This is a genomic window from Neobacillus niacini NBRC 15566, from assembly GCF_001591505.1.
Classification (GTDB): domain Bacteria; phylum Bacillota; class Bacilli; order Bacillales; family Cytobacillaceae; genus Neobacillus; species Neobacillus niacini.
The window spans coordinates 1-14,919 of record NZ_BCVA01000005.1; the positions used below are offsets into that span (position 1 = coordinate 1).

At 39.1% G+C, this 14,919-nt stretch carries 16 protein-coding genes and 1 other annotated feature; of the genes, 12 read left to right on the plus strand and 4 right to left on the minus strand.

Going from position 1 to position 14,919, the window contains the following annotated elements:
• Positions 1-284 precede the first annotated feature (284 nt).
• Entirely contained in the window at positions 285-797 is a 513-nt protein-coding gene (locus tag BANA01_RS06110) for a gamma carbonic anhydrase (RefSeq protein WP_063252138.1), read from the minus strand.
• An 80-nt stretch (positions 798-877) separates the two neighbouring features.
• On the opposite strand from BANA01_RS06110, the gene BANA01_RS06115 reads away from it, so the two are divergent.
• Together BANA01_RS06115 and BANA01_RS06120 are read left to right on the plus strand one after the other, a co-directional pair.
• Positions 878-1,681, plus strand: coding sequence for an alpha/beta hydrolase (locus BANA01_RS06115; protein WP_063252140.1), 804 nt, complete (start codon positions 878-880; stop codon positions 1,679-1,681).
• 19 nt (positions 1,682-1,700) lie between these two features.
• Positions 1,701-2,783 (plus strand): tetraprenyl-beta-curcumene synthase family protein, encoded by a 1,083-nt coding sequence (locus tag BANA01_RS06120; RefSeq protein ID WP_063252142.1) that lies wholly within the window; start codon positions 1,701-1,703, stop codon positions 2,781-2,783.
• A gap of 22 nt (positions 2,784-2,805) precedes the next feature.
• Here BANA01_RS06120 and mnmM read toward each other — a convergent pair whose 3' ends face one another.
• Complete coding sequence (gene mnmM, locus BANA01_RS06125; protein ID WP_063252144.1) at positions 2,806-3,378, minus strand: tRNA 5-(aminomethyl)-2-thiouridylate-methyltransferase MnmM; 573 nt, start codon at positions 3,376-3,378, stop codon at positions 2,806-2,808.
• A gap of 2 nt (positions 3,379-3,380) precedes the next feature.
• Positions 3,381-4,343: a tRNA modification radical SAM protein MnmL/YtqA gene (gene mnmL, locus BANA01_RS06130; RefSeq protein WP_063252146.1), complete on the minus strand. Its 963-nt coding sequence runs from the start codon at positions 4,341-4,343 to the stop codon at positions 3,381-3,383.
• 353 nt (positions 4,344-4,696) lie between these two features.
• On the opposite strand from mnmL, the gene BANA01_RS06135 reads away from it, so the two are divergent.
• From BANA01_RS06135 to BANA01_RS06180, 10 genes are all read left to right on the plus strand, one after another.
• Positions 4,697-4,984 (plus strand): YtzC family protein, encoded by a 288-nt coding sequence (locus tag BANA01_RS06135; RefSeq protein ID WP_063252148.1) that lies wholly within the window; start codon positions 4,697-4,699, stop codon positions 4,982-4,984.
• Entirely contained in the window at positions 4,981-5,160 is a 180-nt protein-coding gene (locus BANA01_RS06140) for a hypothetical protein (RefSeq protein ID WP_063252150.1), read from the plus strand. The genes BANA01_RS06135 and BANA01_RS06140 overlap by 4 nt, the downstream gene beginning before the upstream one ends.
• A 257-nt stretch (positions 5,161-5,417) precedes the next feature.
• Positions 5,418-6,245 carry a hypothetical protein gene (locus tag BANA01_RS06145; protein WP_063252152.1) on the plus strand — a complete coding sequence of 276 codons (828 nt, stop codon included), beginning with the start codon at positions 5,418-5,420 and terminating at the stop codon, positions 6,243-6,245.
• Positions 6,246-6,336: 91 nt separating this feature from the next.
• On the plus strand, positions 6,337-6,861 hold the full coding sequence (locus tag BANA01_RS06150; protein ID WP_063252154.1) for a NapC/NirT family cytochrome c: 525 nt from the start codon (positions 6,337-6,339) through the stop codon (positions 6,859-6,861).
• Positions 6,862-6,863: 2 nt separating this feature from the next.
• Entirely contained in the window at positions 6,864-8,315 is a 1,452-nt protein-coding gene (locus BANA01_RS06155) for an ammonia-forming cytochrome c nitrite reductase subunit c552 (protein WP_063252155.1), read from the plus strand.
• A gap of 88 nt (positions 8,316-8,403) precedes the next feature.
• A complete protein-coding gene (locus BANA01_RS06160; protein WP_063252157.1) occupies positions 8,404-8,625 on the plus strand; it encodes a hypothetical protein in 222 nt (73 codons plus the stop codon).
• Positions 8,626-8,766: 141 nt separating this feature from the next.
• Positions 8,767-9,954 carry an MDR family MFS transporter gene (locus BANA01_RS06165; RefSeq protein WP_063252282.1) on the plus strand — a complete coding sequence of 396 codons (1,188 nt, stop codon included), beginning with the start codon at positions 8,767-8,769 and terminating at the stop codon, positions 9,952-9,954.
• Between the two features lie 135 nt (positions 9,955-10,089).
• Positions 10,090-10,314 (plus strand) — a binding site (T-box leader).
• Positions 10,315-10,355: 41 nt separating this feature from the next.
• The gene (leuS, locus tag BANA01_RS06170) at positions 10,356-12,773 is read left to right on the plus strand and encodes a leucine--tRNA ligase (protein WP_063252158.1); all 2,418 of its coding nucleotides are present in this window, start codon (positions 10,356-10,358) and stop codon (positions 12,771-12,773) included.
• A gap of 50 nt (positions 12,774-12,823) precedes the next feature.
• A complete protein-coding gene (locus BANA01_RS06175; RefSeq protein ID WP_063252160.1) occupies positions 12,824-13,129 on the plus strand; it encodes a rhodanese-like domain-containing protein in 306 nt (101 codons plus the stop codon).
• 95 nt (positions 13,130-13,224) lie between these two features.
• A complete protein-coding gene (locus BANA01_RS06180; RefSeq protein ID WP_045523752.1) occupies positions 13,225-13,410 on the plus strand; it encodes a sporulation protein Cse60 in 186 nt (61 codons plus the stop codon).
• Positions 13,411-13,598: 188 nt separating this feature from the next.
• Here the strand turns inward: BANA01_RS06180 and BANA01_RS06185 are convergent, their stop codons facing one another.
• Positions 13,599-14,876 carry a BaiN/RdsA family NAD(P)/FAD-dependent oxidoreductase gene (locus tag BANA01_RS06185; RefSeq protein ID WP_063252284.1) on the minus strand — a complete coding sequence of 426 codons (1,278 nt, stop codon included), beginning with the start codon at positions 14,874-14,876 and terminating at the stop codon, positions 13,599-13,601.
• Positions 14,877-14,919 lie beyond the last annotated feature (43 nt).

Here is a 14,919-nt window from a genome sequence, read left to right on the forward strand (position 1 = left end):
TGACAAGTCAGATTTCAGAGAGTCATGTCCGAATCAGGAAAGTATTCGGACAAGGCAAGTCAGATTCCAGAGAGTCATGTCCGAATAAGGCAAGTATTCGGACATAGCAAGTCAGATTCCAGAGAGTCATGTCCGAATAAGGCAAGCAATCGGACAACCTGTGTCAGAATCCAGAGGGTCGTCCGAATAGGGCAAGCAATCGGACAACCCGAATCAGAGAGTCCAGTCCGAATTTGACCCATTCTGAAAACTGAACTATTTTTAGTGTGTCTGAATTATTCATGTTATTTCTGTAACGACTTATAATATTGAGCCTTCTCTGCATATTCTGTATAGATCCTGTGCATTTCTTTTTTATCGTGCTCATTTAATTCCCTAATAACTTTAGCTGGTCTGCCAAATGCTAATGTATTAGGAGGGATTTTTTTTCCTTGAGGTACAAGACTGCCTGCACCGATAAAAGCACCTTCGCCAATCTCGGCTTGGTCTAGAATAATCGATCCCATACCAATCAATGCCTTCTTTCGTATAATACAACTGTGAAGGATGACCTGGTGACCCACGGTTACCTCATCCTCTAAAATTAATGGGTTATTTGGGCTTTGGTGTAGAACAGAGTTGTCTTGGATATTTACTTTTTTCCCGATGACTGTAGGCGCAACATCTCCTCTGATCACAGAGTTAAACCAAACGCTTGATTCCTCACCTATTTCAACATCACCTGTAATGGTGGTAAAATCTGCAATGAATGCAGAGTCCGCGATTTTGGGGTGTTTATCTTTGTATGGATAAATCATTTAGGTCGCTCCTTTTTGACTGAAATACATATTCATTCTAATATAATACTAAATAGAATATTTTTCTAGGAGGAAAAACTATGTGGAAGTGGGAAGCAGAAGGGGAAGTGAAGGCTGTAATTGTGATCGTTCATGGTGCAATGGAACATCACGGGCGATACGGCTGGCTCATTGAAATGTGGCGCATGTCTGGTTTTCATGTCATAATGGGTGATCTTCCTGGACAAGGCATGACAACAAGATCCCGACGAGGCCATATAGATTCATTTGAAGAGTACATAGATGAAGTCAAGGATTGGATTAAAGCAGCTTATCGTTATGAATTGCCTGTATTTTTATTAGGGCATAGTATGGGGGGCTTAATTGCGATTCGTTTGATGCAGGAAGAAAAATTTGACTTGGCAGGAGTCATTCTCTCATCACCATGTCTAGGTTTAGTCCATACTCCTCCGAAAATTTTAGATATATTGTCTTACGGAATTAATGTGGTTTTCCCTTCATTTAAAATGAATTCAGGCTTAACCGTTGAAATGGCTACCAGAAACCAAGACGTGATTGAGGCGGATAGAGATGATAGCCTCTATATCACAAAGGTCTCTGTTAGGTGGTACCGTGAATTAGTAGAGGCCATGAAAGAGGCCTTTCTGTCAATCGAAGGCACAAAGGATGTCCCGATGCTTGTTATGCAAGCCGGGGATGATAAGATTGTTAATAAGATCCCCGTTAAGGAATGGTTCAACCAAGCACCACTATCAGAAAAGCGATTTAAGGAATGGCCAAAGCTTTATCATGAAATTTTTAATGAACCAGAACGGGATGATATTTTTGAATATGCCAAGGATTTTGTTATCAGTCAATTAAAAGCAATAGGGTACATTGTTTAAGAAGGGAAAGGATAGCTCCATGATGCCAATTAAACTCATGTCGAAAGTTTATCGTAAAATTATTCCAGCAGTTCATCAAGAGCTAAGGTATTGGAGGTCCCGGGCAGATAGTATCCCTAATGAGGAGCTTAGAATGCAGGCTTTGGCAAGTATTGAACATAAAACCTTTCATTGTGAGGGCGGCGGGATACTTGCTCTTTCCGCTAACGAGGAGTATAAAAAAGCAGTAAAGTTTATCGTTGCGTATCAAACCATTAGTGATTATTTGGATAATCTTTGTGATCGGAGTACCTCACTTGATCCCAAGGACTTTGAAGCCCTCCATGAATCCATGCAAGATGCTCTAACACTTGGCAGCGAACAAAAAAATTATTACCGTTTCCGCGATGATCAGAATGATGGCGGTTATTTAAATGATCTTGCGGAAACGTGCAGATCAGTATTAAAAGATTTAGAGCATTATCACTTAATCAAAGATTACCTATTGGAACTTTGCGAATATTACTGTGACTTGCAAATTCACAAGCATGTTATCCATGAAGAACGTGTTCCCAGATTGGAAAAATGGTTTGAAGTCCATCAAAACAAACTTCCTGACATGGAGTGGTATGAATTTTCTGCTTGTTCGGGTTCAACCTTGGGGATATTCTGTCTGATTTCCTATGCAATGAGAAATGATTTTCATGCCAAGGATGCAGAAAATATTCGTAAAGGATATTTTCCATACATACAAGGCCTTCATATCTTATTAGATTATTTTATCGACCAAGAAGAAGATCGGGAAGGCGGGGACTTGAATTTTTGTTTTTATTATGAAAATCAGGAAACGCTGTTTAAGCGGTTAAGTCATTTTGTCCGTGAAGCAGACCGACATACCGAATTTTTGCCGCATAAAAAGTTTCACCAACTCATAAATCGAGGGCTGTTAGGAATTTATTTATCGGATGGAAAGGTTCGAAAACAGAAAAAGGTGCGAAAACTAGCCAGGGGAATCATAAAGACTGGCGGTATAGTCAGCTATTTCTTTTATATCAACGGACTGGTCTATCGTTCTGTGCAAAAATGGATCCCTTCATTTGTAACAAGACTTATCATAAAATAATAAACCAGGCTGGCAGCCTGGTTTATCTTTTTTCAATTGCAACAATAAAGGGAGGATTATTTTGTTGATTAATAAATCGATACATAAGGACATGCGCTGTTTTCTGATCTATTTCTTGACAATACGTTAGTAAAGCATCTCTCTCAATCGCTCCCTCTGTATGGCCATGGTAGATGACAAGGATAATGATTCCCTCTGGCAACATCATCTCGAGCAATTGTTCAATTGCAGAAATGGTGGTCTCAGGCTTTGTTACAACTGATTTATCACTGCCAGGCAAATAACCTAAATTAAAAATTGCAGCTTTAACCTTTCCGTGGTGTTCAGCTGGTATTAAGTTAGAAAGCTGCTCATGACCTCTATGAAAGATAGTTACGCGGTCCGTCAAACCATGTTGAATTAATCTTTCCTGACTGGTTCGAATAGCGTCCTCTTGTACATCAAAACCATACACGGTTCCATTTTCACCTACGAGATTAGCTAAAAAAAGAGTATCATGACCATTTCCCAGTGTTGCATCAACAACGACATCACCACCAGCAATAGTCATTTCAAGTAATTTCTTTGTATATGGAAGTATCCGATCGAGCTTCATCCTTAGTTCCTCACGATACTCTCATGATAAAATTTCCCCTGATAGCTATCTCTTCTTTTTAGCTCTGCGTCAATGGAATTTAGTACTTCCCACTTGTTCACACTCCACATAGGTCCCACCATTAAGTCAATCGGTCCATCCCCAGTAATACGATGAACAATCATTTCCGGCGGTAAAATTTCTAATTGGTCACAAACTAAATTCACATAGTCCTCTTGAGAAAGAAATTCAAGCATACCTTTCTCGTATTGTTTCACCATTGGAGTCCCTTTAAGTAAGTGAAGCAAATGAATTTTTATCCCTTGAACATCAAGCTTAGCAACCTCTCTTGCTGTTTCCATCATCATTTCATATGATTCGAGCGGCAGGCCGTTGATAATGTGAGAACATATACGGATGCCATGTTTTCTAAGTTTATTTACACCCTCAACATAACATTGAAAATCATGGGCACGGTTGATAAGTAATGCAGTACGTTCATGCACTGTTTGCAAGCCAAGTTCAACCCATAGGTACGTTCTTTGGTTTAATTCAGCTAGATATTCAACTACATCATCCGGAAGGCAGTCTGGACGTGTTGCAATCGATAAACCGACTACTCCCTCTTGGTTGAGAACCTTCTCGAATTTTTCACGTAGAACGTCAACCGGTGCATGTGTATTTGTATAGGCTTGGAAGTAGGCCATATATTTGCCATCTTTCCATTTAGTATGCATTTTTTCCTTAATATCAAGGAATTGTGTCTCTAAATCATCGGTGCGGTCTCCAGCAAAATCGCCTGATCCTGCTGCACTACAAAAAGTACAGCCGCCGTGTGCAACCGTACCGTCACGGTTAGGGCAGTCAAAGCCGCCATCTAAAGCAACCTTAAAAACCTTATGGCCAAATTGCTGTCGTAAGTGATAATTCCAGGTATGGTAACGTTTATCGTCAGTAGCATATGGAAAAGGGTTGGTCTGAGTCAATTCAGAAACCTCCTTTTAGTTTTTAGTGTGATAAAGCTATTTGTCAATTTGCACCTGCAACACAAATCAACAGCCATTTTTTTAAGCATAAAGTCAATTTTATCATGAAAATAAACGCTTATCCAACTGAATTGTTTACCAGTAATTATCACGTTATAGGAAAGGGGAGAGAGAACAAAATAAGATATGAAGCACTTTGACTCATTGAGGGAAGTGTTTTACCAAGGCTCTTTAAAGAGCCTACAAGCTAAAACCAAAAGTGCAAAATGACTATTTCCACGTTAAAACCGGCTTTAGGATTTTAACAACAATCTTTAAGAAATAGCCTTTGCCAAAAAAAAGGGGGTCCTTAGATGGCTACTCGTGCTTCAATGGATGCTTTAATGCAGCAATGTGAGGATGTTATTCGTAACGCACAGGATCAATTTAAAGAAAGCAGCCTTCAAGAGCATTACAACAATGATGCATATACACAGGCCTTACAACAGCTAGAGCAAACCTATCAGGATATTGCGAAAATGGCTCATAGTGCCAATGGGCAGCAGCGGGATCAACTCCATCGGATGAGGATTCAAATTCAACAGCTCCAAAATAATATGATTTTAGAGGGGCAAGCATTTAGAGGAGGAGATCTTTCTTGAAAAAACGATCTAAACAACAAAATCCTGAACAAAAAACCCGCAATGGCAATAACAATCAGGATCTTGAACTTGGTCAGGATGTGGATCTTGTTAAACAATCTAAAAAGAAATATGAAAAATCTGGTGGTCAGCCGGTTAAATCAAAATTTCATCAAGAAAAGGATCAGTCATCTTAATAATTCGCTTCAGACCTTCAACCTGGTGTTGAAGGTCTTTTTAATAATGAAAAAACTATAAAAACACTGTGAAAATAAGGTAAAAACGCCGTTCACAAATTAGAAATAACTCAATATCTTTTTGTGATTTTGGTCACAGAATGGGTTTAAGTATCATGGGATAAATAAAGTATGTAAATTGACATCTAAAGGTTAGTTCTAATGAGTCTTGTGAATGTATTCACAAAAAATTCACAATTTGGAAGGAAGTAAGTACCATGAAAAAATTACTGCTTAACATAAATATCCTCCTGTTCTTACTGCTATTAAATCCGTTGGTTACCGCCGCAGAAGAGAATCGAAACATTCTGACTTTGGAGGAGCTTTCAATAAAGGTAATGCCAGAATACGCTTACCATCCTAATGATGTTAAGAAAGATCATCCTCCATTATTGATTGGTTATCAAGGAACTATGCGGAATCTCTCGGACCAGCCTCAAAAGGGACATATTGAACTGCCGCTGCCGATGGAAGAACAGAATTTTCGGATTGGCTATGTTGCTGATTATTCAAGTGATTTATCAAAGGTGTATGAAATTGAGTACATAATCAACCAAGAAAAAGGAACTATTTCTTGGACAACAAGTGAAGAGATACAGCCAAATGATGTTTATAAATTCGTTGTTGAATTTTATACCGATACCATAATGGTTGAAAAAGAAAAGAAGATAGTGTCTTACCAATTTAAAAGCTTTACGAATATTGGCTTGTTCAATGTTTCATTTATAGAACCTCTAAAGGCACAAAATGTAAAAATGGATCCAGAAACAGAAAAGAAAAAGACTCATGCTGACGAAGACGGTGTTCACTCCTATTTCTTTAAAGGATTAAAAGCTGGAGAAGAGAAAAGTTTTACTCTTTCGTATGAGCGTAATGAAACGTCGACTGCAATCGAGATGATGGAAACACAGAAACAACAACCGATTGACAGCGCGGCCAATGAAAAAAGTCCTGCTATCCTTTCTATCGCAGCTGTTAGTGGAGCTGGATTACTAGCTGGTAGTGCATTTATTTATTTTGTGAAAAGTAGGCGCAGGAAGAATTAGCTTAGCAACACATTCTTTTCGGTAATAAGGTACAAAGTACTTTATTCAATAAATTAGAGAGAAAAAGATTTACATTATGGGAGGTGAAAGGATGTTAAAAAAATCGTTTAAAAAATTACTGGCAATTGATAAAAGAGTCTTGATTTTAGGTGCTCTTTTAGCCGGTGTACTCTTTTCCTTTGGGACTGTTAAAACAATGGCTTACCTAGATTCACCTGATTTTTGTCAAAATTGTCATACAATGAAATCTGTTTATACTTCATTTGTTGATTCTACTCATGCAGAATTGCAGTGTAATGACTGCCATTTACCTCATGAGAGTGAGGTAGGGAAGTTATTTTTTAAGGGCCGCGCCGGGATGACACATATTTTTTATAACACCTTGGGTACGGAAGATATACCAGATAGAATTTATGCGACAACACGGACATTGAGAGTTATTAATAAAAACTGTGCAGAATGTCATAAGAGTACTGTAGATAATGTCTCACATGATGCGAAGGAAAACTGTATGTCATGTCACCAGACAGTGCCACATGGAAGTGACTTTAAAGATGATACTTATAATCAGCCGCCTAAGTCCGGTGAACTATTAAAAAATAAGGGAGGATTTTAAGAATGAATAGGTTCCGTTATGGGGCATACCTCCTTCTGCTAGTATTTGTTCTGATCGTTACTGGCTGCAGCAATTCCAGTAATGGTGCAAGTGAAAAAACGGCAAGTGCTAAGGAAGTGAAGGGTACGACTGGCCTTTCTAAGGATGAAATAAGCAATGAAGCGTTTAAAGAGATTTTTCCACTTCAATATAATAGTTATATGAAGAATGAGAAGATGGAGGATACTACGTACGGAGGTTCAGTAAAACGCAGTAAGTATGATCCAGATAAAGAGCCATTACTTCCGGTTCTTTTCAATGGTTATGGGTTTGCGACAGAGTATAATGAAGAACGTGGTCATGTTTATGCTCTTGAAGATATTCGTAATGTTAAGCGGATTACTGATAAATCAGTTGGTTCTTGTTATACATGTAAATCAACTGCCGTACCTCAAATGATTGAAGAAATGGGCGACGATTATTGGGGAGCCAACTTTAATCAAGAAATTTGGCCGAAAGGGGAAGCAATGGGACACTCACCAATTGGATGTTCTGACTGCCATGACCCCGAAACTATGGATCTACGTGTGACACGCCCAAGCTTCTATAAAGCATTGGAAGCGCAAGGAATCGATACTTCTAATCCAACTAAAAATGATATGCGAAGCTATGTTTGCGGTCAGTGTCATGTAGAGTATTATTTTGCAGCTGACAACAGTGAAGTTACATTCCCATGGTCAGAGGGCTTTAAGCCAGAAGACATGTATAAATACTATAATACGGTTGCTAAAGATGAAGGGTTTGAGAAAGATTGGGTTCACAATATCTCTGGAGCACCAATGTTAAAATCGCAGCATCCTGAATATGAAACACATTCTTCTGGGACTCATGGTAAGGCGGATGTGTCCTGCGCAGACTGCCATATGCCTTATGAGCGTGTAGATGGAAAGAGAAAAATCACCTCACACTATTGGACCTCACCACTCAAAACAATGAATACATCTTGCGGACAGTGCCATGGTGATAGAGACTTAGATAAATTAAAGAATCGTGTAATTGAAATCCAAGAAGCTAACGTGAGTGCACTACATGAGGCACAGGAAATCTCAACAACCGCTCACTATTATATTAATAAGATGATTACTTCTGGAGTCAGCCAAGACAAGATTAAGCAGGCTCAAGAATTTGTACGTAAGGGGCAATGGTTCTGGGATATTATTGCGGCTGAAAACTCTTCTGGATTCCATAATCCTCAAGGTTCGATGGACTCATTAAGGGAATCGATTGTTCAATCAAACAATGCCATTCGCTTAGCAACGGAAGAGCTGGTGAAAAAAGGTGTCAGCATTGAAGAACTTAATGCAGAAATTGAAAAAGTTAAAACAGCTGTTCAAGCCGAATCGGTAAACGAGAAGAAAAAGGATCATGCTGTAAACAGCTACTTCCCTGCACAGCAGCCAGTGGTGAAAAAATAGACTTATCCATTATTATTCTTGGTCTAATTCTCCCTATGAGAAAATATTTTATAGGGAGAATCCAATCTATAAGAATGGAGAGACCAATATGTTTGTTGTCCATTATTTTGAAGATAAAAAAGAACTTTTAAATCAACTGCTTGGAAGGGTTCCTTCTGAGGGAGAAGATGTCGTGATTAAAGGTCGTAAAGGGAAAGTATCTAGCGTTGCATCCATGGATGACATACACGTTCATGTACACCTTTTCTTTGAAAAGCCTGTCCAAAACAAAAATAAACTAGTAGTTGATAACAAAAAGAAAAAACGATAATGGTAATTAAGATTCCAGAGGTCCTTATAAAGGCCTTTTTTTTATTTTTACAACAATTTAGTAAAGGATTGCGGAGAATCATGAATGGGAATACAATATCTTTTGGAATCCGAAATTAGTGAACGTAAAGGAGCGTTTTTCATGCCGCGTGCGTTATGGCTATTAATTATAGGGATGGCAGTGAATGTAACTGGTAATTCCTTTTTATGGCCTTTAAATACAATTTATATTCATGATCATTTAGGGAAGTCTTTATCGATTGCCGGCGTTGTCTTAATGCTAAACTCAGCAGCAAGCGTAATTGGTAATCTTTATGGCGGCAGTCTTTTTGATAAAATCGGCGGCTATAAATCTATTCTTCTTGGAATATGTATATCCCTTGCAGCTCTTGTAGGGCTAACGTTCTGGCATGGCTGGCCAGAATATATTGTTTTCCTTACCATTATTGGATTTGGTAGTGGGGTCACTTTTCCTGCTATGTATGCGATGGCGGGGATGGTTTGGAAGGAAGGCGGACGTAAAGCATTTAATGCCGTTTATATTGCACAAAACCTTGGGGTAGCGGTCGGTGCCTCACTTGGCGGCATCCTAGCCGATTACTCATTTGAATTGATCTTCCTTGCTAACACCGTTATGTATATGATCTTTTTGCTAATCGCTATTTTTGGCTATAAGGGGATTTCAACTGTTTCGGCTAAACCAGCGAATATCCTTCAGGATACAGCACTTGTAAAAGGGCGAAAAAATCTTTATTCTTTATTGATTTTATGTTTAGGTTATTTGTTATGCTGGGTCGGCTATGTTCAATGGATGACAACAATTGCTTCTTATACTCAGGAAATTAACATATCATTATCGCAGTACAGCCTATTATGGACGATTAACGGTGCTTTAATTGTTCTTGGCCAGCCATTATTAAATGGCTTGCTTAAGCATCTTGCTGCCACACTTAAGGTGCAAATCTTAATTGGGATTGCTATTTTTATTGTTTCTTTCTTAGTAGCGGGAAATGCTAGCGCATTTTCAGGATTTCTAGTAGCGATGATTATTTTGACGATTGGGGAAATGTTTATTTGGCCTGCTGTACCAACAATTGCGTTTGACTTAGCACCAGAGGGTCGCGAAGGGTTTTATCAGGGGATTGTCAATAGTACTGCTACTGGAGGAAGAATGATTGGACCATTATTAGGTGGAATTCTTGTTGACGTCTATAGTATGTCTGCACTATTTTATGTCTTAATTGCTCTATTCGTTATTGCAATCATAACGACTTTAACGTATGAGCGTATAGTGAAAACGGAAAAGAAATTCAAAGTGAAACTATCTTAAACATATTTATCTGGCTTCCTAAAGGGAGCCTTGTTTTATGTTTAAAAATAATATGATTGGGTCAAACTGATTTAGGTAAAAGTTACTTGCATACTGTTGGGAAATTTAATACAATAACCGTAATACTTTTTATAATTAATAACATTGATTAGGAGTAGTAATGATTCATACCTGTCTATAGAGAGTTGACGGCTGGTGCAAGTCAACGGGGTACATCATGAACTCGCCTATGAGTTGCAAACATGAAAGGAACAGTAATGTTTGCCGTATTCCGCGTTAAGGATGAATGAAGCGAGTGTTTACAACACTAATGTGGGTGGTACCGCGGGAAGATACATAGATAATCCTCTCGTCCCTTTTGGGATGAGGGGTTTTTTTATTTTTTTTAGGAGGAATAGACAATGAGTTTCGATCATCAGCATATCGAGAAAAAATGGCAACATAAATGGGAAACTGAAAAGACATTTAAAACGAGTGAAGAATTTGATAAACCAAAATTCTACGCATTAGACATGTTTCCCTATCCATCAGGGGCGGGACTTCATGTTGGACATCCAGAAGGTTACACGGCTACAGATATCCTTTCACGCTTAAAAAGAATGCAGGGCTATAATGTTTTACATCCAATGGGCTGGGATGCCTTCGGTTTACCTGCTGAGCAATATGCTCTGGACACAGGGAACGACCCTGCAGAATTTACAGAAAAGAATATTAACACTTTTCGCAGACAAATTAAATCATTAGGTTTCTCATACGACTGGGATCGAGAAGTAAATACAACCGATCCAGAATACTATAAATGGACGCAGTGGATTTTCTTGAAGCTATGGGAAAAAGGGCTTGCGTACATTGATGAGGTTGCTGTTAACTGGTGTCCAGCACTTGGTACAGTGTTAGCAAATGAAGAAGTCATAGATGGTAAGAGTGAGCGTGGTGGTCACCCAGTTGAACGTAGACCAATGAAACAGTGGATGTTAAAAATTACAGCTTATGGTGATCGTTTACTTGAGGACTTAGAAGAGCTTGACTGGCCAGAAAGTCTTAAAGAAATGCAACGTAATTGGATCGGCCGTTCTGAGGGTGCTGAAGTAACCTTTAACATTGAAGGACATGAAGAAACATTTACGGTATTTACAACTCGCCCTGATACTTTGTTTGGTGCTACGTATGCGGTACTTGCTCCTGAACATTCTTTTGTTGATAAAATCACAACAGGGGAGCAGCGGGCAGCAGTTGATGCATATTTAGATAAAGTAAAAACAAAGAGTGACCTTGAACGAACCGACCTTGCGAAAGAGAAAACAGGAGTTTTTACTGGTGCCTATGCAATCAACCCAGCTAATGGTGAAAAAATGCCAATCTGGATTGCTGATTATGTATTAGTAAGCTATGGCACAGGAGCCATTATGGCGGTACCTGCACATGATGAACGCGACTATGAATTCGCTAAACAATTTGACCTTCCGATTAAGGCTGTTGTTGCAGGGGGAAGTATTGAAACGGAAGCCTATACTGGTGATGGTGAACATATTAACTCTGAATTCTTAAATGGTTTAAATAAAGAAGAAGCAATCACTAAGATGATTTCCTGGTTGGAAGAGAAGGAAATCGGTACAAAGAAAGTAACATTCCGTCTACGTGATTGGCTGTTTAGCCGTCAGCGTTATTGGGGTGAGCCGATTCCAATCATTCATTGGGAAGATGGCACGATGACAGCAATTCCTGAAGATCAGCTGCCACTAACCTTACCGAAAACAACCAACATCAAACCTTCTGGAACTGGTGAATCACCGCTTGCAGTGATAGAGGATTGGGTCAATGTGGTTGACCCTGAAACCGGCAAGAAGGGTCGTCGTGAAACAAATACAATGCCACAATGGGCAGGCAGCTGCTGGTATTATTTACGGTATATTGATCCTAAAAATGATCAAGCACTTGCTTCACCTGAAAAATTAAAGCACTGGCTTCCAGTTGATGTTTACATTGGTGGTGCAGAGCATGCGGTTCTTCACTTACTGTACGCACGTTTTTGGCATAAAGTTTTATATGATATTGGTGTTGTCCAAACGAAAGAACCATTCCAAAAATTATTCAATCAAGGAATGATTTTAGGTGAAAACAATGAAAAGATGAGTAAGTCAAAAGGGAATGTTGTAAACCCTGATGATATCGTTGACAGCCATGGAGCTGATACACTTCGTTTATATGAGATGTTTATGGGACCACTTGATGCTTCTATTGCTTGGTCTACAAATGGTCTTGATGGATCTCGCCGTTTCCTTGATCGAATTTGGCGTTTGATGGTGGAGGAAAGTGGAGATTTAAATCCAAAAATTCAGGAGAATGAAGAAGCTTCTAATTTAGAAAAGGTGTACCACCAAACAGTAAAAAAGGTAACCGAGGATTATGAGGGCTTAAGATTTAATACGGCGATTTCACAGATGATGGTGTTTATTAATGAGGCAAATAAAGCAACCGTTCTTCCTAAACATTATATGGAGGGATTTGTTAAATTGCTAGCTCCTGTTGCACCACATATTGCGGAAGAACTTTGGGAAAAGTTAGGTCATAGTGGTACCATTTCTTATGAAACATGGCCTGCTTATGATGAAGCTAAATTAGTTGATGATGAAGTTGAAATTGTTATCCAAGTTAATGGAAAAGTAAAAACTAAGTTAAAAGTACCGACAGATGCCAGCAAGGAAGCATTAGAAGGTATTGCAATGGATGATAATCGAGTGAAGGAACAAATTGAAGGGAAAACCATTCGTAAAGTCATCACCGTTCCTGGTAAACTTGTTAATATCGTAGCTAATTAATTGGGATCCCCCTGGTAGACAGGGGGAAATCAAACATAGGGGTGAGAAAGATGGAAGAAATTCAGGTTATTACACCAGAGGAATTAAAGAAGAAGCTCGAACAAGGGGAGAAACTCGATCTTGTCGATGTTCGTGAGTACGAAGAGGTAGCACAGGGAATGATACCAGGTGCAAAGCATATCCGCATGGGTGAGATTCCTGCTAATCTTGATTATTTTGACAAAGAGAAGGAATATATCTTTATTTGCCGTTCCAGTGCTCGTAGTGGAAATGTCTGTTCCTACTTGCAAGATCAGGGCTATAAAGTTCGTAATATGATCGGCGGAATGCTTGCATGGCCAGGAGAAGTAGAATAACGATTCCATTAGTGGAATCGTTTTTTTTATACGCCTAATTTTTAATTTTCTGAAAAATGGATAGACTGATGGTAAAAACCAAAGGTGGGATTTCAATGATTCAGGTTAAATTGTTTGATCGGGAACATGAAAAGGATTTAGAAAAAGAAATGAACCGCTTTTTAAAAGGGTTAGATGAAAAGAAATTGATGGATATTAAATACAATGTGGCAGCTATAACTGAGGATGAAGAGGAAGAGCAAATCTATTGTTTCTCGGCAATGATCATCTATAGGGCATGATGAATAGAAAAGCAGAAGCGCCTTCGGAAAAAGCCAGCTTGTTCCAGTGAGGATAATTCTAAGTAGCTTTCCTTAGTGTACAGGGACGACAGGCATAAGCCAATCCGGCAGGAAGGTTTACTTTAACCTTCCTGCCGGATTGGCTTATGCCACCGAGCCCCTTAGGCCGTGGAGCTAGACATAAATCATCATGTCTGATATTGTTTTTTAGCAGATAAAGCAGCATTGGTTCCCGCCAGTCTTCCGGTGACTAAAGCAGATGTGATGTTATATCCTCCAGTATAGCCATGGACATCAAGAATCTCCCCGCAAAAGTAGAGACCGCTCATCAATTTCGATCCCATTGTTTGCGGTTCAATTTCTTTCACGGAAACGCCGCCGCCAGTTACGAAAGCTTTCTCTAACGGTAAGGTGCCATTTACTTTAATTAAGAACTGTTTACAGCTTTTCACAAAAGTGCGAATTTTTTCATTTGAAATCGTAGCCCCTTGTTCTAAAGGGTCTATTTCATTCCGCTCAAGCAGGAACAAAAGATATCGTTCAGGGACAAGCCCTTTTAATGTGTTTTTAATACTTTTTTTAGGCTCACTTTTTACGAGTTTCACAATTTCTTGAAAAAACTCTTCTTCTTTTTTATCTGGGATCACATCAAGACTCATGGTTGCCTCGTTTAACTTCCATTTTTTCATTGCTTTCACCACAAATTGACTGCAGCGGAGGACTGCTGGACCACTAAGCCCAAAATGGGTAAAAATCATATCCATCCTGTGAGTAATAATCGCTTTTCCTTTTGGATTTAGCACACTTAGCTCAATATTCCTTAATGACAAACCTTGGAGAGATTTATTTTTAATAAACGGTTCATTTGAGGTGACAGGCACCTCAGTAGGAAACAGTTCCGTAATGGTATGTCCGGCTTTTTCAGCCCAGACATAGCCGTCTCCAGTTGAGCCGGTATGAGGTACAGATTTACCGCCGACTGCTATGACAACAGCTTTAGCAGATATCTCTTGTCCGTTTTTTAATTTTACCGATGAAACATGACCATCTTTATAAACAACTTCCGCAACCGGGCTATTCGTGTAAACCTTCACCTTAAGCTGTTCTAGCTGGTCCAAAAGTGCATCGACTACTGATTGTGCTTTATCCGAGACCGGAAACATTCTGCCATGGTCCTCTTCCTTTAATTCAATACCTAATTTTTCAAAGAACTTGATTATATCTTCATTACTAAAAATTGAAAAAGCGCTGTATAAAAATTTCCCGTTACCAGGCAAATGTTTAATGATTTCTTCAACAGGGAGACGATTTGTAACGTTACAGCGGCCGCCGCCGGAAATGGCCAGCTTCCTTCCAAGCTTGTCTCCTTTATCAATTAATAGGACGTTTAAACCTTTTTCTCCAGCAGCAATGGCAGCCATTAAACCTGATGGTCCCCCGCCAATTACCACAACATCGTATTGCATACTTCCACCAACTTTATATAAATTCATTTCTTACACATTCTTA